28 protein-coding genes and 2 pseudogenes are annotated in these 25,659 nt (G+C 68.2%); 19 read left to right on the forward strand and 11 right to left on the reverse strand.

The window, feature by feature from the left end; all coding sequences use genetic code 11:
• Positions 1 to 89 precede the first annotated feature (89 nt).
• Positions 90 to 659, reverse strand: a complete 570-nt coding sequence (gene ruvC / locus B0F77_RS36695; protein WP_169731037.1) for a crossover junction endodeoxyribonuclease RuvC — start codon at positions 657 to 659, stop codon at positions 90 to 92.
• A 136-nt stretch (positions 660 to 795) separates the two neighbouring features.
• Here ruvC and B0F77_RS36700 point away from each other — a divergent pair, with 136 nt between their 5' ends.
• Entirely contained in the window at positions 796 to 2,280 is a 1,485-nt protein-coding gene (locus B0F77_RS36700; RefSeq protein ID WP_245849125.1) for a GGDEF domain-containing protein, read from the forward strand.
• Between the two features lie 46 nt (positions 2,281 to 2,326).
• On the opposite strand, the pseudogene B0F77_RS50975 reads toward B0F77_RS36700, so the two are convergent.
• A pseudogene (locus B0F77_RS50975) lies at positions 2,327 to 2,494 on the reverse strand (transposase); the annotation flags it as partial.
• Between the two features lie 287 nt (positions 2,495 to 2,781).
• On the opposite strand from B0F77_RS50975, the gene B0F77_RS36710 reads away from it, so the two are divergent.
• Genes B0F77_RS36710 through B0F77_RS36720 form a run of 3 tightly spaced genes read left to right on the forward strand, consistent with a single transcriptional unit; the run spans position 2,782 to position 5,289 of the window.
• Complete coding sequence (locus B0F77_RS36710) at positions 2,782 to 4,047, forward strand: RNA-guided endonuclease InsQ/TnpB family protein (RefSeq protein ID WP_086667646.1); 1,266 nt, start codon at positions 2,782 to 2,784, stop codon at positions 4,045 to 4,047.
• Positions 4,044 to 4,475, forward strand: a complete 432-nt coding sequence (locus tag B0F77_RS36715; protein ID WP_086667647.1) for a cupin domain-containing protein — start codon at positions 4,044 to 4,046, stop codon at positions 4,473 to 4,475. Before B0F77_RS36710 ends, B0F77_RS36715 begins: the two co-directional genes overlap by 4 nt.
• A 10-nt stretch (positions 4,476 to 4,485) precedes the next feature.
• A complete protein-coding gene (locus B0F77_RS36720) occupies positions 4,486 to 5,289 on the forward strand; it encodes an alpha/beta fold hydrolase (RefSeq protein WP_086667648.1) in 804 nt (267 codons plus the stop codon).
• Here B0F77_RS36720 and B0F77_RS36725 read toward each other — a convergent pair.
• The gene (locus B0F77_RS36725; protein WP_086667649.1) at positions 5,273 to 6,148 is read right to left on the reverse strand and encodes a hypothetical protein; all 876 of its coding nucleotides are present in this window, start codon (positions 6,146 to 6,148) and stop codon (positions 5,273 to 5,275) included. The genes B0F77_RS36720 and B0F77_RS36725 overlap by 17 nt on opposite strands.
• 82 nt (positions 6,149 to 6,230) lie before the next feature.
• Here B0F77_RS36725 and B0F77_RS36730 point away from each other — a divergent pair, with 82 nt between their 5' ends.
• Both B0F77_RS36730 and B0F77_RS36735 read left to right on the forward strand, forming a co-directional pair.
• Entirely contained in the window at positions 6,231 to 6,659 is a 429-nt protein-coding gene (locus B0F77_RS36730) for a MarR family winged helix-turn-helix transcriptional regulator (protein WP_086667650.1), read from the forward strand.
• Between the two features lie 63 nt (positions 6,660 to 6,722).
• Positions 6,723 to 8,102, forward strand: coding sequence for an FAD-binding oxidoreductase (locus B0F77_RS36735; protein ID WP_086667651.1), 1,380 nt, complete (start codon positions 6,723 to 6,725; stop codon positions 8,100 to 8,102).
• A 3-nt stretch (positions 8,103 to 8,105) separates the two neighbouring features.
• On the opposite strand, the gene B0F77_RS36740 is transcribed toward B0F77_RS36735, so the two are convergent.
• Complete coding sequence (locus tag B0F77_RS36740) at positions 8,106 to 8,789, reverse strand: SDR family oxidoreductase (RefSeq protein WP_086667687.1); 684 nt, start codon at positions 8,787 to 8,789, stop codon at positions 8,106 to 8,108.
• Positions 8,790 to 8,838: 49 nt separating this feature from the next.
• Between B0F77_RS36740 and B0F77_RS36745 the strand changes: the two genes are divergently transcribed.
• Positions 8,839 to 9,873 (forward strand): serine hydrolase, encoded by a 1,035-nt coding sequence (locus tag B0F77_RS36745; protein ID WP_086667652.1) that lies wholly within the window; start codon positions 8,839 to 8,841, stop codon positions 9,871 to 9,873.
• A 111-nt stretch (positions 9,874 to 9,984) separates the two neighbouring features.
• On the opposite strand, the gene B0F77_RS36750 is transcribed toward B0F77_RS36745, so the two are convergent.
• The 3 genes from B0F77_RS36750 to B0F77_RS36760 are packed head-to-tail and all read right to left on the reverse strand — an operon-like array spanning position 9,985 to position 12,942.
• Complete coding sequence (locus tag B0F77_RS36750) at positions 9,985 to 10,791, reverse strand: sugar phosphate isomerase/epimerase family protein (RefSeq protein ID WP_211294218.1); 807 nt, start codon at positions 10,789 to 10,791, stop codon at positions 9,985 to 9,987.
• Positions 10,773 to 11,777, reverse strand: a complete 1,005-nt coding sequence (locus B0F77_RS36755) for a dihydrodipicolinate synthase family protein (protein WP_245849127.1) — start codon at positions 11,775 to 11,777, stop codon at positions 10,773 to 10,775. The genes B0F77_RS36750 and B0F77_RS36755 overlap by 19 nt, the downstream gene beginning before the upstream one ends.
• A gap of 22 nt (positions 11,778 to 11,799) precedes the next feature.
• Positions 11,800 to 12,942, reverse strand: coding sequence for a Gfo/Idh/MocA family protein (locus B0F77_RS36760; protein ID WP_086667655.1), 1,143 nt, complete (start codon positions 12,940 to 12,942; stop codon positions 11,800 to 11,802).
• Between the two features lie 123 nt (positions 12,943 to 13,065).
• Between B0F77_RS36760 and B0F77_RS36765 the strand changes: the two genes are divergently transcribed.
• From B0F77_RS36765 to B0F77_RS36780, 4 genes are all read left to right on the forward strand, one after another.
• Positions 13,066 to 14,082 (forward strand): LacI family DNA-binding transcriptional regulator, encoded by a 1,017-nt coding sequence (locus B0F77_RS36765; RefSeq protein WP_086667688.1) that lies wholly within the window; start codon positions 13,066 to 13,068, stop codon positions 14,080 to 14,082.
• A gap of 108 nt (positions 14,083 to 14,190) precedes the next feature.
• Positions 14,191 to 15,498, forward strand: coding sequence for a hemolysin family protein (locus B0F77_RS36770; protein ID WP_086667656.1), 1,308 nt, complete (start codon positions 14,191 to 14,193; stop codon positions 15,496 to 15,498).
• The gene (locus tag B0F77_RS36775) at positions 15,495 to 16,520 is read left to right on the forward strand and encodes a hemolysin family protein (RefSeq protein ID WP_086667657.1); all 1,026 of its coding nucleotides are present in this window, start codon (positions 15,495 to 15,497) and stop codon (positions 16,518 to 16,520) included. The genes B0F77_RS36770 and B0F77_RS36775 overlap by 4 nt, the downstream gene beginning before the upstream one ends.
• 255 nt (positions 16,521 to 16,775) lie before the next feature.
• The gene (locus B0F77_RS36780) at positions 16,776 to 17,348 is read left to right on the forward strand and encodes a dihydrofolate reductase family protein (RefSeq protein ID WP_086667658.1); all 573 of its coding nucleotides are present in this window, start codon (positions 16,776 to 16,778) and stop codon (positions 17,346 to 17,348) included.
• Here the strand turns inward: B0F77_RS36780 and B0F77_RS36785 are convergent.
• Entirely contained in the window at positions 17,305 to 17,646 is a 342-nt protein-coding gene (locus B0F77_RS36785; protein ID WP_086667659.1) for a cupin domain-containing protein, read from the reverse strand. The two genes, B0F77_RS36780 and B0F77_RS36785, sit on opposite strands and share 44 nt — an antisense overlap.
• A gap of 83 nt (positions 17,647 to 17,729) precedes the next feature.
• Between B0F77_RS36785 and B0F77_RS50980 the strand changes: the two are divergent.
• The 5 genes and pseudogenes from B0F77_RS50980 to B0F77_RS36805 form a co-directional block, all read left to right on the forward strand.
• Positions 17,730 to 17,783 (forward strand): annotated as a pseudogene (locus B0F77_RS50980) (hypothetical protein); the annotation flags it as partial.
• A gap of 37 nt (positions 17,784 to 17,820) precedes the next feature.
• Positions 17,821 to 18,027 (forward strand): FAA hydrolase family protein, encoded by a 207-nt coding sequence (locus B0F77_RS50985; RefSeq protein WP_245849138.1) that lies wholly within the window; start codon positions 17,821 to 17,823, stop codon positions 18,025 to 18,027.
• A 94-nt stretch (positions 18,028 to 18,121) separates the two neighbouring features.
• Positions 18,122 to 18,718, forward strand: coding sequence for a dihydrofolate reductase family protein (locus tag B0F77_RS36795; RefSeq protein ID WP_086667660.1), 597 nt, complete (start codon positions 18,122 to 18,124; stop codon positions 18,716 to 18,718).
• Positions 18,696 to 19,211 carry a GNAT family N-acetyltransferase gene (locus B0F77_RS36800; RefSeq protein WP_086667661.1) on the forward strand — a complete coding sequence of 172 codons (516 nt, stop codon included), beginning with the start codon at positions 18,696 to 18,698 and terminating at the stop codon, positions 19,209 to 19,211. Before B0F77_RS36795 ends, B0F77_RS36800 begins: the two co-directional genes overlap by 23 nt.
• A gap of 106 nt (positions 19,212 to 19,317) precedes the next feature.
• Positions 19,318 to 19,563 carry a hypothetical protein gene (locus B0F77_RS36805; protein WP_086667662.1) on the forward strand — a complete coding sequence of 82 codons (246 nt, stop codon included), beginning with the start codon at positions 19,318 to 19,320 and terminating at the stop codon, positions 19,561 to 19,563.
• Here the strand turns inward: B0F77_RS36805 and B0F77_RS36810 are convergent.
• Complete coding sequence (locus tag B0F77_RS36810) at positions 19,538 to 19,996, reverse strand: DUF1801 domain-containing protein (protein ID WP_086667663.1); 459 nt, start codon at positions 19,994 to 19,996, stop codon at positions 19,538 to 19,540. The genes B0F77_RS36805 and B0F77_RS36810 overlap by 26 nt on opposite strands.
• Positions 19,997 to 20,072: 76 nt before the next feature.
• Between B0F77_RS36810 and B0F77_RS36815 the strand changes: the two genes are divergently transcribed.
• The 3 genes from B0F77_RS36815 (at position 20,073) to B0F77_RS36825 (ending at position 23,853) form a co-directional block, all read left to right on the forward strand.
• The gene (locus B0F77_RS36815) at positions 20,073 to 20,888 is read left to right on the forward strand and encodes a 3-methyladenine DNA glycosylase (protein ID WP_245849135.1); all 816 of its coding nucleotides are present in this window, start codon (positions 20,073 to 20,075) and stop codon (positions 20,886 to 20,888) included.
• A gap of 93 nt (positions 20,889 to 20,981) precedes the next feature.
• Entirely contained in the window at positions 20,982 to 22,658 is a 1,677-nt protein-coding gene (locus B0F77_RS36820; RefSeq protein ID WP_245849129.1) for a vWA domain-containing protein, read from the forward strand.
• A 37-nt stretch (positions 22,659 to 22,695) separates the two neighbouring features.
• Positions 22,696 to 23,853 (forward strand): glycosyltransferase, encoded by a 1,158-nt coding sequence (locus B0F77_RS36825; RefSeq protein WP_086667666.1) that lies wholly within the window; start codon positions 22,696 to 22,698, stop codon positions 23,851 to 23,853.
• Here the strand turns inward: B0F77_RS36825 and B0F77_RS36830 are convergent.
• Together B0F77_RS36830 and B0F77_RS36835 are read right to left on the reverse strand one after the other, a co-directional pair.
• Complete coding sequence (locus B0F77_RS36830; RefSeq protein WP_086667667.1) at positions 23,840 to 24,652, reverse strand: aldo/keto reductase; 813 nt, start codon at positions 24,650 to 24,652, stop codon at positions 23,840 to 23,842. The two genes, B0F77_RS36825 and B0F77_RS36830, sit on opposite strands and share 14 nt — an antisense overlap.
• The gene (locus B0F77_RS36835; protein ID WP_086667668.1) at positions 24,640 to 25,611 is read right to left on the reverse strand and encodes a helix-turn-helix transcriptional regulator; all 972 of its coding nucleotides are present in this window, start codon (positions 25,609 to 25,611) and stop codon (positions 24,640 to 24,642) included. The genes B0F77_RS36830 and B0F77_RS36835 overlap by 13 nt, the downstream gene beginning before the upstream one ends.
• Positions 25,612 to 25,659: the final 48 nt, after the last annotated feature.

The following is a 25,659-nucleotide window of genomic DNA, read 5'->3' on the forward strand; positions in this document are numbered from 1 at the left end:
CACCGCACGACCCGACATCACCGCACGACCCGACATCACCGCACAGCCCGACATCACCGCACGACCCGACGCCACCGCACGACCCGCCGTCACGGCGCGGTCCGCCGCGCCGCCTCGGCCAGCTTGGCCTTGTGCACGCGGGCGAGTTCAGCTGCGCGGGCCTGGGCTTCCTCCAGCCGCGACCGCATCGGCGCACGCCAGTGATGGCAGATCGCCAGCGCCAGCGCGTCCGCCGCGTCCGCCGGCTTGGGCGCCACCTTCAACCCGAGCAGCTTCGTGACCATCGCCGTCACCTGCGCCTTGTCCGCGCGCCCTGACCCCGTGACCGCGGCCTTCACCTCGGACGGGGTGTGGAACTCGACCGGCAGGTTCCGTTGTGCCGCGGCCAGAGCCACGACCCCGGACGCCTGCGCGACCCCCATCGCGGTGCGGACGTTGTGTTGCGCGAAGACGCGTTCGATCGCCACGACATGAGGTTCATAACGGTCGAGCCACTCGCAGACACCGATGTACAGCTCGTGAAGTCGCACGGACAGTGGAGCGTCGACGGGCGTGCGCAGGACATCGACCGCCACGGCGCGCACCACGCGCCCAGGCCCACCGTCGACCACGCCGAAGCCGCACCTGGTCAGACCGGGGTCGACCCCGAACACCCGCACAACAGCTCCCCGGATCGCCGAACGAACAACAGTTCGAACCATATCCGGTGCACCTAAAGGTGCGGAGCACCGACACGGTTCGACAAGTCCAGGTCGGCGTTACTACGGTGGTCGGGTTTCGATCACGGGAGTAACGGTGAAGAGGTTCTGGCTCGTGGTGGGGTGCGTCGGCACCTTCATGGCGATCACCATCCTCACCGCCCTCGCCGCGCCGCGTGAGATCGGCGTCGCGATCGACAAGGTCGTGCAGCTCCTGTTCGCGATCGCCGCGCTCGTCGCGTACGCGCGCCGGCGCAACCGCTGGATGACGGCGGCGATGGCGAGCCTGACGGTCGGGCTGTCCGCGTGGATCTGGGGTCAGCAGATCCTCGGTGTGCAACTGCCGACGTCGACCATCGCGCCGCTCGGGTTCACGCTCGTGCCGGTCCTGTGCCTGGCCGCGGTGGTCGTGAAGGCACAACAACGGCGCGCCGACGACCTGTTGCCGAACTACCGCAGCCGCACGGTCGTGGTGCTCGACGGGCTGATCGTGATCGGGTCGCTCTTTGTGCTGACGTGGGTGTCCGCGCTGGAATCACTCACACGCGCGTGGGCGACCGAAGGGCCCGGTTTCGCCACTGTTGTCGCGCATCCCGCCGCGTACCTCGTGCTGCTCGTGGCGATCGTTGTGCTGTCGTGGACTCATCACTCCGTGCGTCAGTGGCCGATGTTGTTCGTGGCACTGGCCGGTATCGCGCAGTCGTCGTCGGGCTGGGTGTTCGCGTTCTACATCTCGAAGGGCATCACGGAGATCCCGGCGACCGCGGACATCGGCTTCATGCTGTGCCCGGCGCTGTTCTTCCTCGGCACGCTGGCCCCGGCCCGCAGCCTCGAACCGACGTCCGGCCGCATGCGCATGGCCGACCTGCTGCACCTGTTCGTGCCGTACGTGCCGCTCGCGATCACCGGTCTGTTCATCATGTGGAACACCGCGACCGGCGGGCGCCTCAACCCGATCGAGATCTACGTCGGTCTCGCCGTCGTGTGTCTCGTGATCGTGCGTCAGCTCTTCACGATGATGGACAACGTCCGCCTGATGGACCAGCTCCGCGTCTCTCGCGAACAGCTACGGCATGAGGCGACGCACGATCCGTTGACCAGCGTCGCGAACCGCTCGCTGTTCCGCGAACGGCTGGAGCGCGCGCTAGCGGTCAGGGATCGCGCACAGCCGTTGATCCTGCTGTTCATCGACGTGGACGGGTTCAAGGCCGTCAACGACAACTACGGGCACGCCGAGGGCGACATCGTTCTGCGCAATGTCGCCGCACGGCTGGAAAACAGCGTTCGGTCAGAGGACACCGTCGCGCGGTTGGGCGGTGACGAGTTCGGCGTGCTGATCGACGGCGGGGACGCCGACGAGATCGGCGCACGGCTGTTGGCCTCTCTCGCGCACCCGCACGAGGTGCACGGGCGTGTTCATCGCGTGCACGCCAGCATCGGTGTGGCACAACGGTTTTCGTACGACCCGACGGCTACGGCCGACGACATGCTCGGTGCCGCCGACGCCGCGATGTACACGGCGAAACGACTCGGCAAGGGCATGGTCGTCGTGCACGGTTCACCGCTACCGGAGTGCGGCTAGTGCGCCGGGCTTCAGCCCGGTGGTGAAGGCCCGCGCGGGAGGCCGGTCACGGCCGGGCGTGTCCTGGACCGGGGGTTTCGCTGTTCGATGTACTGGCGCAGCACGCTGGCCGGGCGTCATCAACCGAGTCGACGAAGTACGACCCGGACCAGAGCCGCTGCACCCGCCAGTGGTGGCGGGTCAGTTCGGGGAACTCCTGTCGCATCGTGCGTGACGAGACACCTTGAGGCTGGTGACCGGTTCCGGGACCGCAACCGTGGGTGGGAAGATCACGAGCAGGTGTATGCGGTTGGTCTTCCCATTGAACTCAGCAAGTTCGGTCTCGAAGTCGGCGCGGACCGTCCGCCGGATTCCTCCAGCCGGGTCAGATGCCGGTCGCTGAACACCGTGTGCCGGTGCTTCGTCACGGGAACCAAGTGTGCGTGCAGGGCGAGAAACACAGTGCCTGCCAGTACGAACGCCCGCGAGATCGGTTATGAAACAACTGAATACAATGGTGTTGTGCAGCTGCGGTACAACTTCCGCGTCTACCCGACGCCCGCCCAGCGGGAGGCGTTGGCGCGGGCGTTCGGGTGCGCGCGGGTGGTGTTCAACGACGCGTTGCACGCCCGCCGGGCAGCCTACGTGAACGGCGACCCATGCCTGTCGGACGGCGAGCTGTCCAAGCAGGTCATCACCCGCGCCAAGAGCACACCAGAACGGGTGTGGCTGGGCGGGGTGTCGGCGGTGGTGCTGCAGCAGGCGCTGGCGGACCTGAACACCGCCTACCGCAACTTCTTCGCCTCGGTCACTGGTGAACGCACAGGCCGCAAGGTCGCCCTGCCTCGGTTCCGGTCCCGCAAGGACAACCGGCAGGCCATCCGGTTCACCCGCAACGCCCGGTTCACGGTGCTCCGCAACGGCCGGTTGCGGCTGCCGAAGATCGGTGAGATCGACGTGCGCTGGTCGCGTGACCTGCCCGCCGAACCGTCGTCGGTGACGATCGTGAAGGACGCGGCAGGCCGGTACTTCGCCTCGTTCGTCGTCACGACTAAGCAGGACGAGACACTGCCGAAGGTAGAACCCGAGGTCGGCATCGACCTGGGCCTGACGCATTTCGCGGTGCTCTCGGACGGTACGAAGGTGGCTGCGCCGAAGTTCTTGCGCCAGGCGGCACGCAGGCTGCGGCGATTGCAGAAGTCGCTGAGCCGCAAGGTCAAGGGCTCGAACAAGCGCAAGAAAGCCGTGTTCAAGGTCGCCCGCGCGCACGCGAAGGTGGCCGACACGCGACGGGACTGGCAGCACAAGCTGTCCACGGCGATCATCCGCGACAACCAAGCGGTGTACGTCGAGGACCTGTGCGTCGCAGGTCTCGGCCGGACCCGGCTCGCGAAGTCCGTGCACGACGCCGGATGGGCCGGTTTCGTCGGCATGCTGGAATACAAGGCGGCCCGATACGGCCGGACCTTCGTCCGGATCGATCGGTGGTTCCCGTCCACCCGGACGTGCTCGGCCTGCGGACGCGTCAACGACAAGCTGCCGTTGAACATCCGGGTGTGGACCTGCCTGTGTGGCAGCGTCCACGACCGCGACGTCAATGCCGCCATCAACATCCTCGCCGCAGGACGTGCGGAGAGACTAAACGACCGTGGAGCGCAGGTAAGACCAGCATCCGTGCCGGCACCGCGCCGTGAAACGGGAATCCACCCAGACGCCACGCTATCCACGCGCAGCGTGAAGGGAATCCCCGCCCTGAGGGCGAGGAGAACGTCAACGGAGCTGACGTGACACCTGAGCAGTTGATTTCCTCGCTGGGCATGCAGGAACTCCCCGTCGAGGGCGGTTACTTCGCGCAGACCCACCGGTCCGACGACGTGTCCGCGATCGCGTACCTGTTGCGCAAGCCCGACTTCTCCGGCATGCACGTGCTGAAGCACCTGGAGATCTACAACTTCCACGCCGGTTCGCCGTTGCGGATGCTGCTGCTCTTCCCCGACGGCACCGTACGGGAACCTCTCTTGAGCGCGTCCAACCCACAGGTCGTCGTCCCTCCGGGCGTGTGGCAGGGCAGCGCGCCGGCCGGTGACTGGTCGTTGGTCGGCACGGTGGTGGTGCCGCCGTACACCGACGACATCGTGGAGTTCGGGCACGCGGACGACCTGTGCGCGCGTTATCCCTCTCACGCCGAAGCGATCAGGCCCTTGTGCCGCTTCTAGGATCATCGGAATGGCGCTTGTCCCGCTCAACGGCGTTGAGCTGAACGTCCAGGTCGAAGGCTCCGGCGACCTCGTGGTGCTGGTCATGGGCACCGGCAGCCCTGGCCGCGTGTGGCGCACCTACCAGGTGCCCGCGCTGGTCAAGGCCGGCTACCGGGTCGCCTACTTCGACAACCGCGGCATCAAGCCGTCGTCCGAGTGCGCCACCGGTTTCACCATCGACGACATGGTCGCCGACACCGCCGCGCTGATCTCGCACCTCGGTGCCCCGGCCCACGTGATCGGCACGTCGCTCGGCGCCCGGATCACCCAGGAACTGGCGCTGAAGCACCCGGACCTGGTCCGCTCCGCCGTGCTGATGGCGACCACCGGCCGTCCCGAACCGCTGCAGCAGGCCTGGTCGCTCGCCCTCTGCGATCTGCACGACAAGGGCGCCGAACTGCCGGTGGCGTTCTACGCGGCCGCCGCCGTTACCCGCAACGTCTCGCCGGCGACCCTGGCCGACCCGATGATCGCCCGCGACTGGCTGCAGATGTACGAGTTCGCCGGGTCCTCGGTGGGGGCCGGCCATCGTGCCCAGCTGGCCCTCTGCGACTTCGAACCCCGCCTGGACGCCTACCGCGCCATCCGCGTGCGCTCGCTGGTGATCGGGTTCGCGGACGACCTCGTCCTGCCACCCCGCCTGTCACGCGAGGTGGCGGACGCGATCCCCGGTGCCCGCTACGTCGAGGTCGCCGACTGCGGGCACATCGGGTATCTGGAACGGCCGGACGAGATCAACCGGCTGCTCGTCGAGTTCATCGGTCGAGGCTGAACACGTCCGTCGTCTCCCCCTTGACCAACAGGTCGATGCGCCCGCTCAACACGTACGTGCCATACGGCGTGCGAGCCGCCGTAGTAGGCGCAGCCCCCCAGTCACGCTGGGACTTCACCTGCCACGTCCGTGTGTCCAAAACGGTCACAGCGTTCTTCCCAGGCGCACTGAGGCTGTTCGTGACGACCACCAGCCCAGCAGGCGTCAACGTGAGCCCGTCCGCGCCCGGCAACTTGGGCGCCGGCAGTTCCTCGACGTGTCCACTCGTGACCTTGAACAGCGTGCCGTTCGTGTAGTGCCCGGTGACGAGGAATCCCCTGGGATCCCAGACGATTCCGTTGTTCCCGAACGACGCCCCGCCCAGCCGCGAATCCCGCGCGAACACCGTGACAGCGCCCGCCCGATCGACCTTCCAGATCGTGTCGCCCGACGTGCCGGTGACATAAGCGTTGCCGATCGGATCGACCGCCACGTCGTTGGCACCGTTGGGAATGTCGACGAACCGCAACGGACGCCCGGTTCGCAGGTCGAAGATCCCCAGCCCGGACTGACCGGGCTCTGACCGCTCCCCGAAGCCGATGTCCCCGTAGGCGACCAGCAGCCGCCCGCGGTCCACCTGGATCCCGAACGTGGACACCATCCGGGTTCCGCTGACCAGCGGCAGGACCCGGCCGGAAGTGCTGACCAGCGACACCGTGCCGTGGCGCAGCGAGCTGACCAGGAACTGGCCACGCGACGGATCCCACTGCACGCCCTCGGGGTGCAGCGACGGCGACGATGCCACGACGGACCGAGGCGCGGCCGATGCCGTGCCTGTGACCAGCAGCAACGCCGCCAAGACGGCAAGCGCGACGCGCATTGCTTCCCTCCAGTAAGAGCACTGATAGATATCAGGGTTCTGATACCTATCAATACTCTTATCACACTCCTACGATGGACGGATGCGGAGCGGTGATCGGATCGGCGGAGACATCAAGCGCGCCGAGCTGGAACTGATGACCGCGAAGGCGGCGGCGGTGCGGCCGGCCGGACTGACCGTGCCGCAATACTCGGCACTGCTCGCGCTCAGCGACCACCCCGGCGCACCTGCGGCGGAACTCGCACGGTTGTGCCTGGTCACGCCGCAGACGATGACGACGATCCTGCAGAACCTGGTCGCCATGGGGCTCGTGGAGCGCACACCGCACCAGTGGCAGCGCAACGTCCTGGAGAACCGGCTGACCGAGGCCGGCTACACGACGTTCAAGAAGGCCGACAAGGGCGCGGTCGCCGTGGAGCAGAAGCTGGCCGATGCGTTCACAGAGGAGGAGCGCACGCAACTACGCGCACTCCTGCAACGGTGCTCTGAGGTATTAGGAAGTTCTTACTGAACGAGCAGACAGGCCACAGGCGGCGCAACCTGTGTGACACCAGTCACACAAGGAGGTTCTGCCATGACCGACCTGACGAGCCTGCGCGCCGCCTTCTCCGGCACCCTGCTCACCACAGAGGACCAGTCCTATGAGGACGCGCGAGCGGTGTTCAACAGCGCCATCGAGACCAGACCGGCAGTGATCGCCCAGTGCGACAACACCGCTGACGTGCGTGAAGCACTCGCGTTCGCCCAGCGGGCCGGGATGCCGGTGGCGGTGCGCAGCGGTGGCCACAGCGTGGCGGGCGCGAGCCTCGTGCAGGACGGACTGGTGCTGGACCTGCGCCGGATGAACGGTGTCTCGATCTCGCCCGACTCGCGCAGCGCCGTGGTGGGCGGCGGGGCGAACTGGGGTGCGTTCGACCGGGCCACCGAGCCGTTCGGCGTCGCCACGACCGGCGGCAGGGTCTCCACCACGGGCATCGGCGGGCTGACCCTCGGTGGCGGGTCCGGCTGGATCGAGCGCAAGTGCGGGCTGGCGTGCGACAACCTGCTCGCCGTCGACCTGGTGCTCGCCGACGGCAGGACGGTGACCGCGAGCGAGACCGAGCACCCCGACCTGTTCTGGGCGTTGCACGGCGGTGGCGGCAACTTCGGGGTGGCCACGTCGTTCACGTTCCGGCTGCACCCGCTGCCGGAGTTCTCCTTCGCGCTGATGTTGTGGCCCGCCGAGGACGGCGAGACCGCCACTCGCGCCTACCGGGACTTCATGGACGACGCACCGGACGAGGCCGGCGGTGGGGCCATCTTCCTGACCGGGCCGCCGGAGGACTTCGTGCCCGCCGAACTCGTCGGCAAGCTCTGCTGCGGCGTTCTCGTGACCTACATGGGCAGGGCCGAGGAGCTGGAAAGCCTCATCGCCCCGCTCGCGGCACTGGAACCGCGAGCGCTGGTGCTGACCGACATCCCCTACGCCGACCTCCAGTCCATGTTGGACGATCCGCCCGGCTTCCGGAACTACTGGTCCGCCGAGTACCTGCGGTCGCTGCCGGACGAGGCGGTGCACGAGTTCTGCGTCGCCTCCGCACGGATGATCACGCCGTCGCCCTCCCAGCAGGGCATGATCCCGTGGGGTGGCGCGGTCGCCCGCAACGCGAACGACTGGCCGATGGCCAACCGCGACATCCCGTGGATCGCGCACCCGCTGGGACTGTGGGAGAACCCCGCGGACGACCAGCAGGCGCGGGACTGGGCGCACCACCTGCGTGACGTGCTCGCGCCGTGGACCACTGGCGCGGTCTACCTCAACTTCATCGGCGACGAGGGCGCGGACCGCGTCGTCGCGGGCTACGGCAGGCAGAACTACGACCGGCTCGCCGCGATCAAGGCCGAGTACGACCCCGGCAACATGTTCAACCTGTGGCACAACATCCTGCCCGCCAAGCCCGCGGTCAGCACCTGAAGCTCAGCGGTGGGCGGCCTGTCCGGTGGGCCTGATCAGGATCTCGTTGACGTCCACCGTGGACGGTTGCGAGACCGCGTAGAGCACCGCCCGCCCGACGTCCTCCGGCGCGAGCTTGGGGTCGGCGGCCCTGGACGCCGGGATGGCGTCTGTGTCGACAAGTCCGGGTTGGACGACGGTGACCCGCACGCCGGTCCCCACCGCTTCGGCCCGGATCGCCTGTGCCAGCCCGGTGACCGCCCACTTCGTGGCCGAGTACAGGTTGCCGGGCCGGACCCCGCGCCCGGCAGCCGACCCGGTCAGCACCAGATGCCCGCCGGACCGCATCAGGGCGGGCATCGCGGCACGTGCCGTGAAAGCCGGGCCGCAGACGTTCGTGACCACCATGTCCGTCCATTCGGAAGGCTTGGCACCGGCCGAAGAGACGAACGAGGTGTCGACCGAGACGCCCGCATTTGCGAAGACCACGTCGATTCGACCCCAACGGGACTCCACACGGGACATGAGGTCATGCACGGAATCCCATGAGGAAACGTCACATTTCGCGTCCCAGCCGCGGTCACCGACAGATTCTTCGGCCGAGCGCGAGGCCCTGACCACGCGATAGCCCGCGTCGGCGGCCAAAGCGGCGGTCGCCGCGCCGATTCCGCGGGAGGCACCGGTCACCACGAAGACGTTTTCCATGATCGGAACCCTAGTCAGGGATCTGTCAGTGCCGCCTGTTTTGATGTGCCGTATGACTTTGAACCGCAGGTCCGTGTTCGGGCTGGGAACCGTCGCGGCCGCGACGGCCGTGCTCGGCTCCACCGGTGCAGCACAGGCACAGGAAGACGCGGAGGCCGAAATCGAACGCTATCCGGCCTCCGCCGAGAGGTCGCGCAAGCGCGTGGCCCAGGTTTACCGCAGGCAGACCCGCAAGGCGCGCGGCAGCTGGTCGTCGCTGATCACGGTCGCCGACCTCGACGGCACGACGAAGTCCGCCGTCGACGAGAACGCGGACAAGGTCGTCGAGGCCTACAGCGTCAACAAGGTGGCCGTGGCCGTCGCCGTGCTGGACAAGGTGGACCGCGGGCTGATCAAGCTCGACCAGACGGTCACCGTGTCCGCCGCCATCGTCATCCAGGACACCGACGGCATCTTCGCCCTGGACGGCGCGTACCCGAGCGAGATCACGGTCGGCCACGCGCTGGCGAACCTGCTCACCGTCTCGGACAACACCGCGGTCCGTCTGTGCGGCCTGGTCGCGCCGGCGCTGGAGATCAACCAGATCCTCCGGGACAAGGGCTTCGTGCACACGCAGGTCGTCCCGGTCGCGAACCCGAACCGGTTCTTCCTCGGCACCACGACCGCGCGTGAGACGCACACGCTGCTGCAGAAGCTGGTCGACGGCCAGCTGCTCACGCCCGCGTCCACCGCGTACCTGCTGAACATCCTGCGCGCGACGGCCAGCTTCACCGACGGCGTGCGGCTCAACCTGACGACCAACGAGCGGCTGCGGGTCGCCACGAAGGCCGGCTGGTTCGAGGACGGCCGCAACGAGGCCGGGATCATGTTCAGCGAGGACAACCGCGCGATCCTGATCTACTCGATGTTCGCGTCGGGTCAGTTCGACGGCGACAAGGCCACGAACGACGCCGACTTCAGCACCACGCACCCGGCTGTCGCGGCGCGCGCCGAGCTCGGCCGGTCCATGTTCGACGCGGTCATCAAGATCACGACGACCAAGCCGAAACACCGTGCAAAGGTTTACAGGTTCGTCAACGGCGGCTGATTCCTGAGATTTATCTGAAAACTGGACCAAAGAGCACTGGTTTTCGGATATATACATACCAACGCCGGGGTCGGTCGTCGCCGCCGTCGACGACCGGCTTCCCCGCGTTATCTAGAGCGCCGGTTCCACAATGGAGTGGTACCTGCGTGAAACCTCCCCGATCACCTCGTCGAAGTCCGCCGCCCAGATGTCGGCGTTGAAGATCTCCACTTCGATGTCCCTCGAATATCCGGTCGCGGCAACGTGCCTGGTCAGCCGGTCGAGATCGATGTTTCCATCTCCCGGATAACCGCGTCCCAGCAGCACGTCCGCCGGCACCGGCGTGAGCCAGTCGCACACCTGGTACGACGCGATGTGCTCCCCCGCGCGCACGATCTGCGCGTCGAGGTCGGGGTCCCACCAGACGTGCAGCGCGTCTACGACGACACCGACCGACTCGTGCTTTTCCGCGAGGTCCAGCGCCTGTGCCAACGTCGACAGCACGCCGCGATCCGCGCAGAACACCGGATGCATCGGTTCGAGCGCCAGCGTCACGCCCGCTTCCCCGGCGAACACCGACAGCTCGGCGATGGCGTCCGCAACGCGCTGACGTGCGCCGATCAGGTCTTTGTCGCCCGCCACACCGCCGACGACCATGACCAATGTGTCCGTGCGCAACGCTGCTGCTTCTTCGATCGCACGGCGGTTGTCGTCCAACGCGGCACGGTTGTCCACGGCCGTGAGGAACCCTCCGCGGCACAACGACGACACGCGCAGTCCGGCGTCCGCGACGAGTTTCGCGGTGCGTTCCAAGCCGTGATCGGCGACCGGTTCGCGCCACAGACCGATCGACTCGATGCCGTGCCGGACGCATCCCTCGACGGCTTCGACGACGGTCGCGCGCTTGATCGTGGCCTGGTTCAGCGAGAGGCGAGCCACTGCTGCCACCGCCGTTCCGCGAAGTCGGGCTCGATCACGCCGGCGATCTCCGCCAGTCGCTTGGCCTCGGCCAAATGCTCGACACTGCGTGCGGTTTCCAGGCCGTCGAGCAGCAGGAATCGTTCCTGATGCCCGGCAAGCCACGCCAGGAACACCACACCGGTCTTGTAGTAGTAGGTCGGTGCGCTGAACAGATGGCGCGACAACGGAACCGTGGGCGCCATGATCCGATGGAACTCATCGGTGTCACCAAGTGCGAGCTTCTGCAACGCCTTGGAAGCCACCGGTGCGATCGGATCGAAAATTCCCAACAACGCGTCGCTGTATCCCTGGGAATCGCCCGCGATCAGGTCCGGGTAGTTGAAGTCGTCGCCGGTGTAGCAGCGCACGCCGGCCGGAAGCCGGCGTCGCAGCCCGATCTCGTGGTCGGCGTCGAGCAACGAGACCTTCACGCCGTCGACCTTGTCCGGACGCGCGGCGATGATCGCCAGGAAGTTGTCGGTGGCCTGGGCGACCTCGGCCGAGCCCCAGTACCCCGCCAGCGCCGGATCGAACGCCGTGCCGAGCCAGTGCAACACCACCGGTTCGCTGACGCGGTCGAGCAAGGTCCCGTAGACCTTTTCGTAGTCCTCGGGTCCGCGCGCGCACGCCGCGAGCTGGCGTGAACACATCAGCACGGGCTGTGCGCCCGCCTCCTGCACGATGTCGAGTTGCTCCAGGTACGCGTTCAGCACGTCGTCCAGGCCGACCTCGCCGACGAGGTGATCGGTCGCGACGCCCGCGCAGATCCGCCCGGCCTTCTCGGCGGCGCTGCGGCGGATCAGCTCGGCCGCGGTCGGCCAGTCCAGGCCCATGCCGCGCTGAGCCGTGTCCATCGCCTCCGCGACGCCCAGGCCGTGCGACCAGAGGTGGTGCCGGAACGCCAAAGTCGCGTCCCAGTCCACTGTGCGCTCATCCTTCGCCACAACGTGTGCCGCGGCGAACACGACGCGATTGTATTGATCTTGGCTAGACATCCTGGATCTCCACCCGGCGACCCTCCGAAGAGGACTGCAGACCGGCAGCCGCCAGCGCGACACCGCGTGCACCCGCGCGGAAGTCGTGCGGGAACGGTGTGCCCTGGTAGACGTGCCGCAGGAACTCCGCCCACTGCACCTTGAAGCCGTTGTCGAAGTCCTCGTTGTCCGGCACCTGCTGCCACTGCTCGCGGAACGGGTGCGTGACCGGCAGATCCGGGTTCCAGACCGGCTTCGGCGTGACGGCGCGGGGCTGCACGAAGCACTCGCGCAGTCCCGCGACCGCACTCCCCTCGGTGCCGTCCACTTGGAACTCGACGAGCTCGTCGCGGCGCACCCGCACGCACCAGGACGAGTTGATCTGGGCGATCACGCCGTTCTCGATTTCGAAAATCCCGTACGCGGCGTCGTCGGCCGTCGCGGCGTACTCGGTGCCCTGCTCGTCCCAGCGCGTCGGAATGTGCGTGACGGCGCGCGCCGTCACCGCCTCGACCCGGCCGAAGAGGTCGTGCAGCAGGTAGCTCCAGTGGCAGAACATGTCCGAGACGATGCCGCCGCCGTCCTCCGCGCGGTAGTTCCAGCTCGGACGCTGCGCGGGCTGCCAGTCGCCCTCGAAGACCCAGTAGCCGAACTCGCCGCGCACGCTCAGGATGCGGCCGAAGAAGCCACCGTCGATCAGCCGCTTCAGCTTGCGGATGCCCGGCAGGTACAGCTTGTCCGCCACCACACCGTGCTTCACGCCTTTCGCGTCGGCCAGGCGCGCGAGCTGCAGCGCTTCCTCGACCGTCTCGCTGACCGGCTTCTCGGTGTAGATGTGCTTGCCGGCGTCGATCGCCTTGGTGATCGATTCGACGTGCTTCGACGTCACCTGCGAGTCGAAGTAGATCTCCACCGACGGGTCCGCGAGCGCCGCGTCGAGGTCCGTGGTCCAGCGCGCGAGGTCGTGGCGCTCGGCGATCTCCTTGAGCTTGTCGGCGTTGCGGCCCACGAGGACCGGTTCCACCTTCAGCACGGTCCCGTCCTGCAACCGCACGCCCTCGTCGCGCAACGGGAGAAGGGACCGGACCAAGTGCTGGCGGTATCCCATCCGCCCGGTGACGCCGTTGACCGCGACCCCGATGGTCCGAACCGCCATCGCACCTCCCTGGTAGCAGCGCTGGAAAGCGCTTTCCCGCCACGCTAATCGCGGCACTTGACGGCCGTCAACCTCCGCGCGAGTTAGTCTCAGCGCTCACATGCACGTTCGACGGAGGTGGTCGTGTCCGCCCGACAGGTGACGCTCGCCGAGGTGGCGAAGCAGGCGGGTGTGTCGTTGGCGACCGCTTCTCGCGTGCTCAACGGCAGCACGCGCCAGGTGAGCGAGGAGCTGAGCGACCGCGTCCTGCGCACCGCCGAGCAGCTCGGCTACGTGCCGAACGCCTCGGCGCAGGCGCTGGCCCGCAACTCGAGCTCGTTGGTCGGGCTGGTGGTGCACGACATCACCGACCCGTACTTCTCGTGCATCGCGGCGGGGGTGACGCGGGTGGCCGAGGAAGCGGGGCTCGTCGTCGTGCTCGGCACGACCAATCGCCGTCCCGAGCGTGAGGTGGAGCTGCTTTCTACTCTGCGTGCGCATCGAGCCCGTGCGGTCGTGCTGGCCGGTTCGCGGACGACCGACCGTGCGTCGCAGTCCCGGCTGGCCGCGGAGATCGACGCGTTCACCGAGCAGGGTGGGCGTGTCGCGTGCGTGTCGCAGGCGAAGCTCGGCACCGACACGGTCGTTCCGGGCAACCGCGCAGGTGGGCGCGCACTCGCCCGTGCGCTGACCGAACTCGGACACAAGAAGTTCGCCGTATTGGGTGGACCATCCGAACTCGTGGTGGCGCGCGACCGGCTCGCGGGGTTCAAAGCAGGGCTCGCGGACGCCGGCATCGCACCGCCCGCGGTCATCAACGGCGCGTTCACGCGTGACGGCGGATATGCGGCCGCGATGGAGCTGCTGGCCACGAAAACGCGCGCTACCTGCGTGTTCGCCGTGACCGACGTGATGGCGATGGGCGCGATGGCCGCCCTGCGCGAGCGTGGCGTGCGGGTGCCGGAGGACATGTCGATCGCCGGTTTCGACGACATCCCGACGCTGCGCGACACGGTTCCGGCGCTGTCGACCGTGCGGCTGCCGCTGGAGGAGATGGGCGAGATCGCCGCTGGTCTGGTGCTGGACACGGGTGGTGACGAGGCCCGCACCGTCCGGGTGGCGGGCGAGGTGGTGCTCAGGGCGTCGACTGCTCACAATTAGACTCGTCTGGCTGTTCACGTACTTAGTCATGAGGAGTTGAGCCGTCCCCATGGGGTCTGGCCCTGGCTGGCATACCAACCCGGTCCCTTGTCGCTCTGGAGCGCCTAGGTGACCGGAATCCTTCTGAGCGTGCTCGGTCTGGTCGCCGTCGTGGCGCTGACCGCGGGCACCTTCATCGCGGTGGCGGCGGAGTTCTCGCTGACCGCGCTGGAACGAAGCACTGTCGAGCGTCACCTCGCCGAGGTGGGCGATGCGAAGGCGCGCACCATCGACCGTGCGCATCGCACTCTCTCGTTCCAGCTCTCCGGCGCACAGCTCGCCATCACGCTGACCACGCTGATCACCGGTTACATCGCGGAACCCGCGATCGCGTCGTTGATCGAACCGGGCCTCACGGCGGTGGGCGTGCCTCATGCCGTGGCGGGCGGGTTGTCGCTGGCGCTGGCGCTGGCGATCGCCACGGCGTTGTCCATGGTGTTCGGCGAGCTGGTGCCCAAGAACCTGGCAATCGCGAAGCCGCTGGAGACCGCGCGGCTGGTGGTCGGGATCCAGGCGGCGTTCTCCACCGTGTTCCGGTGGCTGATCAACGGGATGAACAACTCGGCGAACTGGCTGGTCCGCCGCTTCGGCGTGGAACCGGTCGAGGAGCTGGCGTCCGCGCGGTCGCCAGAGGAGCTCGGCGCGCTGGTCCGGACCTCCGCCGAGCACGGCACGCTGGACCAGGGCACCGCGGTGCTGCTGGACCGGTCGCTGCGCTTCGGTGACCGGACCGCGGGCGAGCTGATGACGCCGCGCGTGCGGGTCGAGGCGCTGCGGGCCGACGCGACGGTCGCGGACCTCGTGCTGAAGGCCCGCGAGACCGGCTTCTCGCGGTTCCCGGTGCACGACGGTTCGTTGGACGAGGTCCGCGGCATGGTGCACGTGAAGCAGGCATTCGCCGTGCCCTCTGCACTGCGCGGTACTACTCCTCTGTCGGCGTTGACGCGTCCGGTCTATTCGGTGCCGGAGACCCTGGAGGGCGACGCCCTGCTGGACCGGCTGCGCGCCTCGGGCCTGCAGGCTTCGCTGGTCGTCGACGAGTACGGCGGCACCGCGGGTCTGGTGACGCTGGAGGACGTCGTCGAGGAGATCGTCGGCGACGTGCGCGACGAGCACGACCGGGGCGAGGCGCCGCCGGTGCGTTCGCTGGGCAAGGACAGCTGGCTCGTGTCGGGTCTGCTGCGCGACGACGAGGTGGCCGAGGCGACCGGGTTCCTCATGCCGACCGGTGACTACGAGACGTTGGCCGGCCTGGTGCTGGCCCGGCTGGGACGGATCCCCGACGTCGGCGACGAGATCCGCGTCGACAGCTGGAGGGTCACCGTCATGAGGATGGACAAGCACCGCGTGGCCGAGCTGCGGGTGGTGTCGACGTGAACTTCCTGGTGATCGTGTTGTTGCTGGCGGGCAACGCCTTCTTCGTCGGTGCCGAGTTCGCGGTCATCACCGCGCGCCGCGACCGGTTGGAAGCGTTGGCGGACAAGGGCTCCGCGCGGGCCCGTACCGCGATCAAGGCGTCGCAGCAGCTGCCGTTGCTGATCGCGGGCGCGCAGCTGGGCATCACTTTGTGCTCGTTGGGCCTGGGTGCGATCGCCGAGCCCGCGTTGGCTTCGGTGTTGGAGGGGCCCCTCGGCGCCGTTGGCCTGCCTCTGGCCGTGGTGCACGGTGTGGCGTTCGCGGTGGCCCTGGTCATCGTCGTCGCGCTGCACACGATCCTCGGCGAGATGGTGCCGAAGAACCTCGCCATCGCCGGCCCCGAACGGGCCGCCGTGTGGCTGGTGCCGGTGCACTACGCGTTCTCGCGGATGATCGCCCCGGCCCTGTCCCTGTTCACCACGGTCGGCCGGTGGGTGTTGCGCCGCTTCGGCGTGGAGCCCGTCGACGAGCTGGAGTCGGCCTACACACCGGACGAACTGGCCCTGCTGATCGGCCAGTCGCGCTCCGAGGGCCTGCTGGAGGACTCCGAACACCGCCGCCTGGCACAGACGCTGTCGTCCGCCGAACGCACGGTGGCGGACGTCCTGGTGCCACTGGACCGCCTGACGACCGTCTCCGCCTCGCCGACCGTGGGCGAGATCGAGGCCGCCGTCGCCACGACCGGCTTCTCGCGCTTCCCGGTGCTGTCGGACGCGGGCCTGATCGGGTACCTGCACGTCAAGGACGTGCTGGACCTGGAGGGCGCGGAAACCCTGATCCCGCGCACTCGGGTCCGCGGCCTGCCGGAGGTGCCGGCGGACGCCCGCCTGGACGAGGCCCTGGCCGCGCTGCGTCGAGCGCAGTCACACCTCGCGCGCGCGGTGTCCGGTGACGGCGCCGTGCTCGGTGTCGTGGCGTTGGAGGACTTGCTGGAGGAGTACGTCGGCACCGTGCGCGACGGCACGCACGTGCGCTGGGTCTAGGTCTGACGCCGGTGAGCCTGTGGACAACTTCCGCGGGCTCATCGGCGTTCCGAGTATTCTGACCAGCGGATATGGCGTTCACAGCGGCATCGGCCACACGATTCACCCGATCGAGGTGTCCTGAAACGCCGTTACGTTTCCTCGCGTAACGAGGCAGCGCGCGGACCAGCGAACAGGAGAGCCGAACGCATGTCGAAACCCGCCGGCCGTGTTCGACGTGGTGGTGAGTGAGCCACACGGAAGGCGGGGGCGGCGATGAGCAGGATCTACACGGGGGCCAGCACTTCGATCGACGGGTACGTCTCAGGCCCGGACTTCTCCGGGTTCGAGCACCTGTTCAAGTGGTTCAGCTCCGGCGACGTCGAGGTGGCGGGGATGAAAACGTCCCAGGCCAGCGCCGACTACTACGGCGCCCTGCTGGCGAACACCGGCGCCGGAGTCGTGGGGCGCACCCTCTACGACCACACCGGCGGGTGGGGTGGGACGTCGCCGGTCGGTTCGCACACGGTCGTGTTGACGCACCGGCCGCTGGAGGACAACGAGCACTTCACCTTCTGCACCGAAGGCATCGAGCGGGCAGTCGAGATCGCGCGCTCGCACGCGGGCGACCGGGACGTCGTGGTCAACAGCGGGCAGATGGCCCGGCAGGCGCTCGACGCCGGGCTGCTGGAGGAGATCTGCCTCGACCTCGTGCCCGTGCTGCTGGGCGGCGGCACGCCGTTCTTCGCGCCCGGCAAGGGATACGTGCTGGAGGGGCCGTTGTCGGTGGTGGCGGGCGTTGGGGTCACGCACCTTCGTTATCAGGTGCGGTACGAATCTCGATCATGACGCAGCCGGAGTCGGTCCGGTACGGGCCGTGCGGCATGCCGGGGCGGCGGCTCGCGAAGTGGCCCGCGTGGAAGGTCTTGCCGAGGGTCAGGTCGGTCAGATCGCCTTCCAGCAGGTAGACCTCCTCGTGGTAGTCGTGGCGGAGCACGCCGGCCGTTTCGAGGCCCGGTTCCCAGCGCGCGATCCGGGTCAGGGTCGACGTGTCCGGGTCGCGGCTGAGGACGCGCTCGGTGACGCCCGGATCGGCCGGGCGCCAGGCTCGTTCGGCGACCGGGAAGAATTCGTGTTCCTCGCGCATCACAACCTCCGGTTCGCTGGCACGGGCAGACTTCGTCCGTCTCCACGCAGCATGCGCGAACCTCCGGTGAGGCCGAGTGGGCGTTGGTCGTCACCGAAGACGACGTGCTGCTGACCGTCGCGTGCGACCACACGGACCGTGCGTTGGAGGTGCACGGTGTCGCGTGGAGCAAGAATGCAGATCCAGACGTGCTCGCTGGAACTGACCGCGTGGGCGGACGGCGTGGAGATCCAGCGCGGCACGCTGTCCGGCACCATCCCGATGCGCCACTGCGTGGACCAGTTCGCCTCGAAGTGGCGCGTTGAGCTGCGGGACCCCGCGACCGGCGACATCATCGACTGCGACCACCAGGTGACCCGTCTGCCCGAACCCATCGGCTGACCACGCGGACCGGTATGCGACTTCCGGGGTCCGTCGAATTCCTTGTCGCGTGTTCGACCTATGGGTGACGGACACACACAGGGAGGCACACGAAATGGGCAAGGTCTACACGGGCGCCAGCACCTCGATCGACGGCTACGTCTCCGGCCCGGACTTCTCCGGTTTCGACAAGCTGTTCGCCTGGTACGAGGCGGGCGACGTCGCGTTCACGGTGCCGACGGGCACCATGACCTTCCACCTGACACCGGCCAGCGCCGCCTACTTCGGCGGCCTGATCCAAACGACCGGCGCACTGGTAGTGGGACGCAAGCTCTATGACTTCACCAACGGCTGGAACGGTCAGCACCCGCTGGGCGCGCACACCGTCGTGCTCACCCATCGGCCGTTGGAGGACAACGAGCACTTCACGTTCATCAACGGCAGCATCGAGGAAGCCGTTGCGGTGGCTCAGAAGCACGCGGGCGACAAGGGTGTCGGCCTGAACTCCGGCGAAATCGCCCGGCAGGCGCTCGACGCCGGGCTGGTGGACGAGATCTTCCTCGACCTGGTGCCGGTGATCCTCGGCGGAGGCACGCCGTTCTTCGCGCCCGGCATGGGCTACGAGTTGGAGGGTCCGCTCTCGGTAATCGAGAGCGCATCGGTCACGCACCTGCGGTACAAGGTGAAGTATGAAGCTGCGGAGACTGACTGACACGGACGCCGAGGAGTTGTACCGGGCCGTCACGGAGTCGTTCGATCATCTGCGGCCGTGGAGTCCTTGGCTGGTTAACGGCTACGACGTGGAAGCCGCTGCCGCGTACATCCGCAGAGCCGCGGAGGGCTGGGACGACGGAACGCTGTTCCCCCACGCCATCACCGTCGACGGCGCGATCGTCGGAATGGCGGTGGCGGACCGCGGCCAAGACGAAGATCTCGTGGAAATCGGGTACTGGGTTCACCACGCGCACGTCCGTCAGGGCATCGCCACCGCCGCCAGCGCGGAACTCGTCGAGTTCGCCTTCGCGCTGGACGGCGTGCGCAGGGTCCAGATCTGGCACGACGAGGCCAACGTCGCGAGCAGCGGTGTGCCGCGGCGCCTCGGGTTCACCGAGATCGACCGCCGCACACCGCCGCGCGAGAGCCCGATCGGGAGCCGGGTCGGGGTGGATGTCGTGTGGGAGCTGCGGCGAGGAGGCAACGGATGAGTCGCTCTCTCTTGCGCGTCGGCTTCAACGAGGTGACGTTCCGGCGGCACGAGGTGCTCGGCGTGCTGGACCCGCGGTGGACTCGGCACCGAGTAGGTTGATCGCCATGAGTGAGGACGACGAGGACGAGTTCGCCGAGGACGACGACTTCGAGGACGAGGAAGACGTCGACGACCTCTTCGCCGTCACGCCCGAACCGCGCACGGTCTGTCACCTGTGCGGGGGTGCCAGTTACATCGCCGCGCCCACGCTCGCGATCATCGGGGGCGCGCCGCGGACGGTCGACAACGGGCGCGAGTGCCCGCACTGCAACGGCGCGCGGACGTTCAACGGGCTCGTGCCGCCGCTTTAGCGCGGCTCTCGGCGTGCCAGTCGAGGAACTCGGGCACGGACAGGCGGGCCACCTCGTCGCCGATGATGTCCAGGGCCAGGTCGGAGGCCCGCTTGAAGCGCACGCAGGCCTTGCCCATGTCGAGCTTCTTGCCGGTGGCCGCCCACCTGGCGCGGAACGACTCCTCGAACTCCTCCATCACCGTGGTCAGGTAGACGGAGTAGTAGTTCTTCTGGGCGGAGAGGGCGACGTAGAGGAGCGGCTTCTTGTTGTAGGTCGGGCCGCTCACCTCCAGCGGCACCCCGTAGGTGATCAGGCCCCAGTCCATGGCCTCGGCGTAGCCGTCGGGGAGGTTGGCGAGGATGACGTCGCGCACAGCCTCGACCTCGGCACGTCGCTGATCAGGCAGTTCGGCGAGGTACTGGGCGACCGTGGAGGCATTGCTCTTCACCATGCGCGTACGGTAATCGCCCGTGGAGGTCCTGACCCGAGCCGAATGGCACCAATTGCGCGACGAGCACGTCGCTCGGATGCGCCGGTTCACCGGGCCGCACCAGGAGCGGAAGCTTCGCAAAGAGAAGCACCCCGTCATGGACTTCCTCTTCACGTACTACAGCCATCGGCCCGTGCGGCTCGAACGGTGGCATCCGGGTCCGGGCATCGTCCTGGAGGACGCGGCCGAGTATCTGGAGTTTCCGCACTACAAGGCCACTCCTGACGGCGTGACGCTCGACGTCGACAGCTTCCTGAAGCAGCGGGAGAAGACGCTCGAGTTCGTCCAGGCGCTGCTCACGGCCACACTGAGCAGGCCACCGCGGCTGGGGTGCTTCGGGCTCCACGAATGGGCGATGGTCTACCGGCAGCAGCCCGAGGAGGTCCGGCACAACGCGTGGCCGCTGCGGCTCGGCAGCGACGGGACGGACCAGGTCGTGGAGGCCGGCCGGATCCAGTGCGGGCACTTCGACGCCTTCCGGTTCTTCACCCAGCCGGCGCGGCCGCGCAACGCCCTGCAGCCCACGCGTGAGGACCAGGTCGCGAACGAGCAGCCGGGGTGCTTGCACGCGAACATGGATCTGTTCAAATGGGCGTACAAGCTGGAGCCCGCGACGCCGTCGGACCTGGTCGCCGACTGCTTCGAGCTGGCCGCTGACGTGCGCGAGCTCGACATGCAGGCATCGCCCTACGACCTGGCGAAACTCGGTTACGAGCCGGTGCGGATCGAGTCTCCGGAGGGCCGTTCGGAGTACGCGCGCAGGCAGGCCGAGTTCGCCGAGCGGGCGCGGCCGTTGCGAGAACGGCTCGTTTTCGTATGCCAGTCGATACTTACAGTGACTTCACTTCGCTGACAGAGTTCACCTGTTAGCGTGACTGACGGTCGTCGGGGGCCGCAGAGTAGTTGTGAGGGATCGATGTCTCGACACCGCGCCCTACGGGCGAAGGTGAAGCGTGGGATCGCCAAGTGGCCCGTGCTCATCGTCGTGTTCGTGGTGCTGATCGGCCTCGGCTGGCTCGTCTTGTCGTGGGCCGGTGGGGTGCTCGACAGGCGTTCCCAAGCTCTCGCCCAGAACTGCAGCGAGGGCGACTCAGTGCTGCGCGTCGCCGCGACACCGAGCGTGGCGGAATCCGTCGCGGAGGTCGCACGCGCGTACAGCAAGACACGGCCCGTGGTGTACGACCACTGCATCGCGATCGAAGTGACCTCAGCGGACTCCTCAGCGGTGTTGGACGGCCTGACCACGAACTGGGACGAGAACAAGCTCGGCAAGCGTCCACACGCGTGGCTGCCTGACTCGACGTTGTGGGCGAACCGGCTGACGGCGTTGAACGCCAAACTCGTCGGTGCGGCACCCAAGTCCGTTGGTACCTCTCCGGTGCTGCTGGCGGCCCCCGAGGCTGCCGCGCCCGTGTTGAAGAACTTCCGCTGGACGGACATGCCCGAGGTGACCGACTGGAGCAAGTTCGGCCAGTCCTGGGGACGGTTCAGCGTCGCGATGCCCGACCCGGCCGCGAACACGGCGTCCGCGCTGGCGATCCAGTCGGCGCTGGCCGGTGGCAAGGGTCCCGTGACGCCGGAGACGCTCGGGTCGGACGCCGCGAAGGCGGCGCTGACGAAGCTCGCGGCCACGGTGCCGCCGGAGGTTCCGCCGACGACGCGCGACGCGTTGAGGCGCTTGGGTGACAGCGCGACGGTCAACGCGGCGGGCTTCTCCGTCACGCCGGTGTCCGAAGTGGACCTGTTCAAGCACAACACGGGCAAGGAAGCACCCTCGAAGCCGCTCGTCGGCGTGCTGCCCGCCGGACCGGCCCCGGTCGCGGACTTCCCGTACGTGGCGCTGGGCGGCGCCGAGGTCGGCGAGACCGAACAGCGTGCGGCACAGGCGTTCCGCGAGTTCATGACCGAACCCGCGCAGCAGGCCATCCTGGCGCGCGGCGGCCTGCGCGTCGAGTCCACTCAGGACCGTCCGTCGCCGTCGCCCGGCATTTCCTGGGCCCCTGTCACGGAGAACCTGGTGGCCGCCGACGCGACGACCACGCAGCAGATCTCCTCGGCCTGGGCGTCCGCTGACCGCGGTGGACAGGTCGTCACGGTGCTCGCGGACGTCTCCACGTCGATGAAACCCCGGCTGGACAAGGTGAAGGCCGCACTGCGCGGCCAGATCGACAGATCGGTGTCGGGGTCGTTCGGACTGTGGGAGTTCGCGCGCGACCTCGACGGCACGAAGCCCTACAAGCAGCTGGCCGGAACCGCGCCGGTGACGGAGAAGCGCGACGCGTTGCGCAAGGCCGTCGACAACCTCAAGACCGCCGAGGGCTCACAGCTCTACAGCGCCCTCGCGGCCTGCTACGAGACGGCGCACGACGGGTTCGTCGCGGGGCGGGTGAACCGGGTCGTGGTGATCACCGACGGGTCGTCGGACGGCGGGATCGACCTGGCGGCGCTGAAGTCCCAGCTGCACGGGACGGACCTGGCGATCAGTTTCATCGCGATCGGCGGGGACGTGGACAAGGCGGCGCTGACCGACATCGCGCAGACCACCGGTGGGTCGGTGTCGGTGGTGGAGAACGTGGACGGGCTCGAGGCGGCGCTGGGGCAGGCGCTGTCGACGAAGGCCTGACGGGAACCCCCGCCTGGACGCGATCGTTCGACCTGGCATGGGGGAACCGAGGATCCTGGTCTCGTGCATGCCGTTCGCCGGCCACGTCGGCGCGCTCGCCGCGGTCTCGAACGAGCTGGTCAGGCGCGGTCACGACGTCGTGGTGCACACGGGGGCGAAGTACCGGGGCAAGTTCGAGGGCACCGAATGGTTGCCGTGGAAGCACGCGCCGGACTTCGACGACGCCGACCTCGCGCAGACGTTTCCGAGCATCGGCGACGGCAAGGGCATGCGGGCGAACTTCGCCAACGTCCGGGACGTGCTGGTCGGCACCGGGGCCGCGCAGGCACGTGACGTCATCGACGCCGAGTTCGACCTGGTGGTGACCGATCATCTGGCGTTCGGGGCCGCGATGGCGGCTGAGCTCCGGCAGATGCCGTGGGTGACGGTCGCGGTGACGCCGCTGGTCGTCAGCCGCCCGATCGCACGGGTGGTGTCGCGGCTGATCGTGGACGGGATGTTCAACCGGATGCGCGCGGAAGCCGGGCTCGAGCCCAGGTCCGGCGCGCTGGAGGCCTTCTACTCACCGGAACTCGTGCTGGCGCAAGGGGTGCGGAACCTGGAGACCGTTCGGGTGCCGCGGCAGGTCGAGTTCGTCGGGCGGTTGATCAGTCCGGCCAAGCCGACCGTTCTGCCGTCGTGGTGGGGAGATCTCGACGGACGGACCGTCGTGCACGTGACCCAGGGGACGCTGGAGACCGGCGCGGACGACCTGCTGAAGCCCGCGATCGAGCAGTTCGCGAGCAGCGACGACGTCCTGATCGTCGCCACGACCGGAGGCGCGCCGACGGCAACCTTGGGAGTGTTGCCGGACAACGTGCGCGCGGCCGAGTTCATCCCGCACGACCTGCTGCTGCCGCGGGTGGACGTGATGATCACCAACGGCGGGTGGGGCGGGGTGCTGGCGGCGCTCGAAGCGGGTGTGCCGATGGTGGTCGTGCCCGGGGAGCTGGACAAGGCGCAGGTGGCGCGCCGCGTCGAACTGGCAGGTGCCGGCGTCGTCCGGAGGAAGCCGGCCAAGCTCAGGGAAGCCGTGGATCAGGTACTCGCCCGGCCGAGCCACCGGCAACGTGCCCAGGAGCTGGGACAGCAGATCACAACGGCCGGTGGCGCGGCCAGGGCGGCGGACCTCGTCGAAGGACTCAGGCGGCGTTGAAGCGGTCGGGGTCCGGGCCGGTGCGGGTGCCGTTGTCGAGCTCGGCGATCACCGTCATGTCGTCCTGGGCGAGCTCGAAGTCGAAGATGTCGATGTTCTCCTTGATCCGGTACGGCGTGACGGACTTCGGGATCACGACGTTGCCGAGCTGAACGTGCCAGCGCAGCACGATCTGGGCCGGGGTCTTGCCGTACTTCTCGGCCAGCCCGGTGATCTCCACGCGCCCCAGCAGAGTGCCCTGGGCCAGTGGCGACCACGCCTCGGTCACGATGCGGTGTGCACTGTGGACCTTGCGCAGATCTTCCTGCTGCAGCAACGGATGCAGCTCGATCTGGTTCACCGCGGGGACCGTCGGGAACTCGTCGAGCAGGCGCTGCAGGTGACGCCGGTGGAAGTTGGACACGCCGATCGCCCGGACGCGGCCGTCGGCGTAGAGCTGTTCCAGCGCGCGCCAGGTCTCCGCGTACAGGTCGCGCGTGGGAGTGGGCCAGTGGATGAGGTACAGGTCGAGCACGTCGCGGCGCAGCCGTCGCATGCTCTCGTCGAACGCGCGCAGCGTCGAGTCGTAGCCCTGGTCGGAGTTCCACAGCTTGGTCGTGACGAACAGGCCGGGGACACCCGCGATGGCGTCGCCGACACCGGACTCGTTGTAGTAGGCGGCCGCCGTGTCGATGCTCCGGTAGCCGGCTTCGATCGCCGTCGTGACCGCACCGGCCACCTGGTCCTCCGGCACCTGGTAGACGCCGAAGCCGAGTTGGGGGATCCGTACTCCGTTGTTCAACGAGATCAGCGGAACCATGCGCGTAGCTTCGCATCGTTGTAGACGTCCTGCATCGCCTTCACCGTCTCGATGAGTTCGCGTCTCAACTCGACCGGCGCGACCACCTCGACGTCCGCACCGAATTTGAGCAGGTCAGCGACGGCGTGGCGGGTCGACTCGGTCGGGAAACCGAACTCCTCCCCCGGCTGCGGCGCGGCGTCGCGGATCACCCGCGCCTGGTACCCGCTGAGCAGGTACTGGGACTTGTCGAGACCGGCTCGCGTCATGCGGACCGTGATGCGCTCGCCGTACATGCGGGCCTCGAACTGCTCGGACCACTCCGCCCAGTAGCGCGCGAGGTCGAAGTCGCCAGGCCGTTCGAACGTCTCGGGCAGAACGTCCAGCGCGAGCACGCGGGAAACGCGGTAGGTGCGGCCGCTGCCGACGAAGTACCAGGTACCGGCCTTCACCACGAGCCCGTACGGGTCGACCTCGCGTTCCACGGTCTGGTTGCCCCAGCGCCGGTAGGTCATCCGCACCCGGCGCTGCTCCCAGACGGCGTCGGCGATCGTCGCGAGAAACGACGTGGGTTCGTCGCCGCGGAACCACGTCGGGGTGTCGAGGTGGAACCGCTGCCGGATCTGCTCGGCCCGCGTCCGCAGCTCGGTCGGCAACGCGGCGAGCAGCTTGAGCTGGGCCGCGGCGGCGAACTCCTTCAGCCCCAGCTCCTCGGCGGGGCCGGGAAGCCCGGCCAGGAACAGCGACTGGGCCTCCGCGCCCGTCAGACCGGTCAGGCGGGTGCGGTAGCCGTCGACGAGCTGGTAACCGCCGGTGGGGCCGCGGTCGGCGTAGACGGGGATGCCGGCGGCTCCCAGCGACTCGATGTCGCGGTAGATCGTGCGCGGCGAGACCTCCAGTTCGGCGGCCAGCTCGTCCGCCGTCATCCGGCCCCTCGACTGGAGGAGCAGGAGGACCTGGATGAGCCTGCTGGATTTCACGGACCAAACCTGACACGAACTGTCAGGAATTGCCAGCAGAGTGGTCCA

Source organism: Lentzea kentuckyensis (genome assembly GCF_002150765.1).
Classification (GTDB): Bacteria; Actinomycetota; Actinomycetes; order Mycobacteriales; family Pseudonocardiaceae; genus Lentzea; species Lentzea kentuckyensis.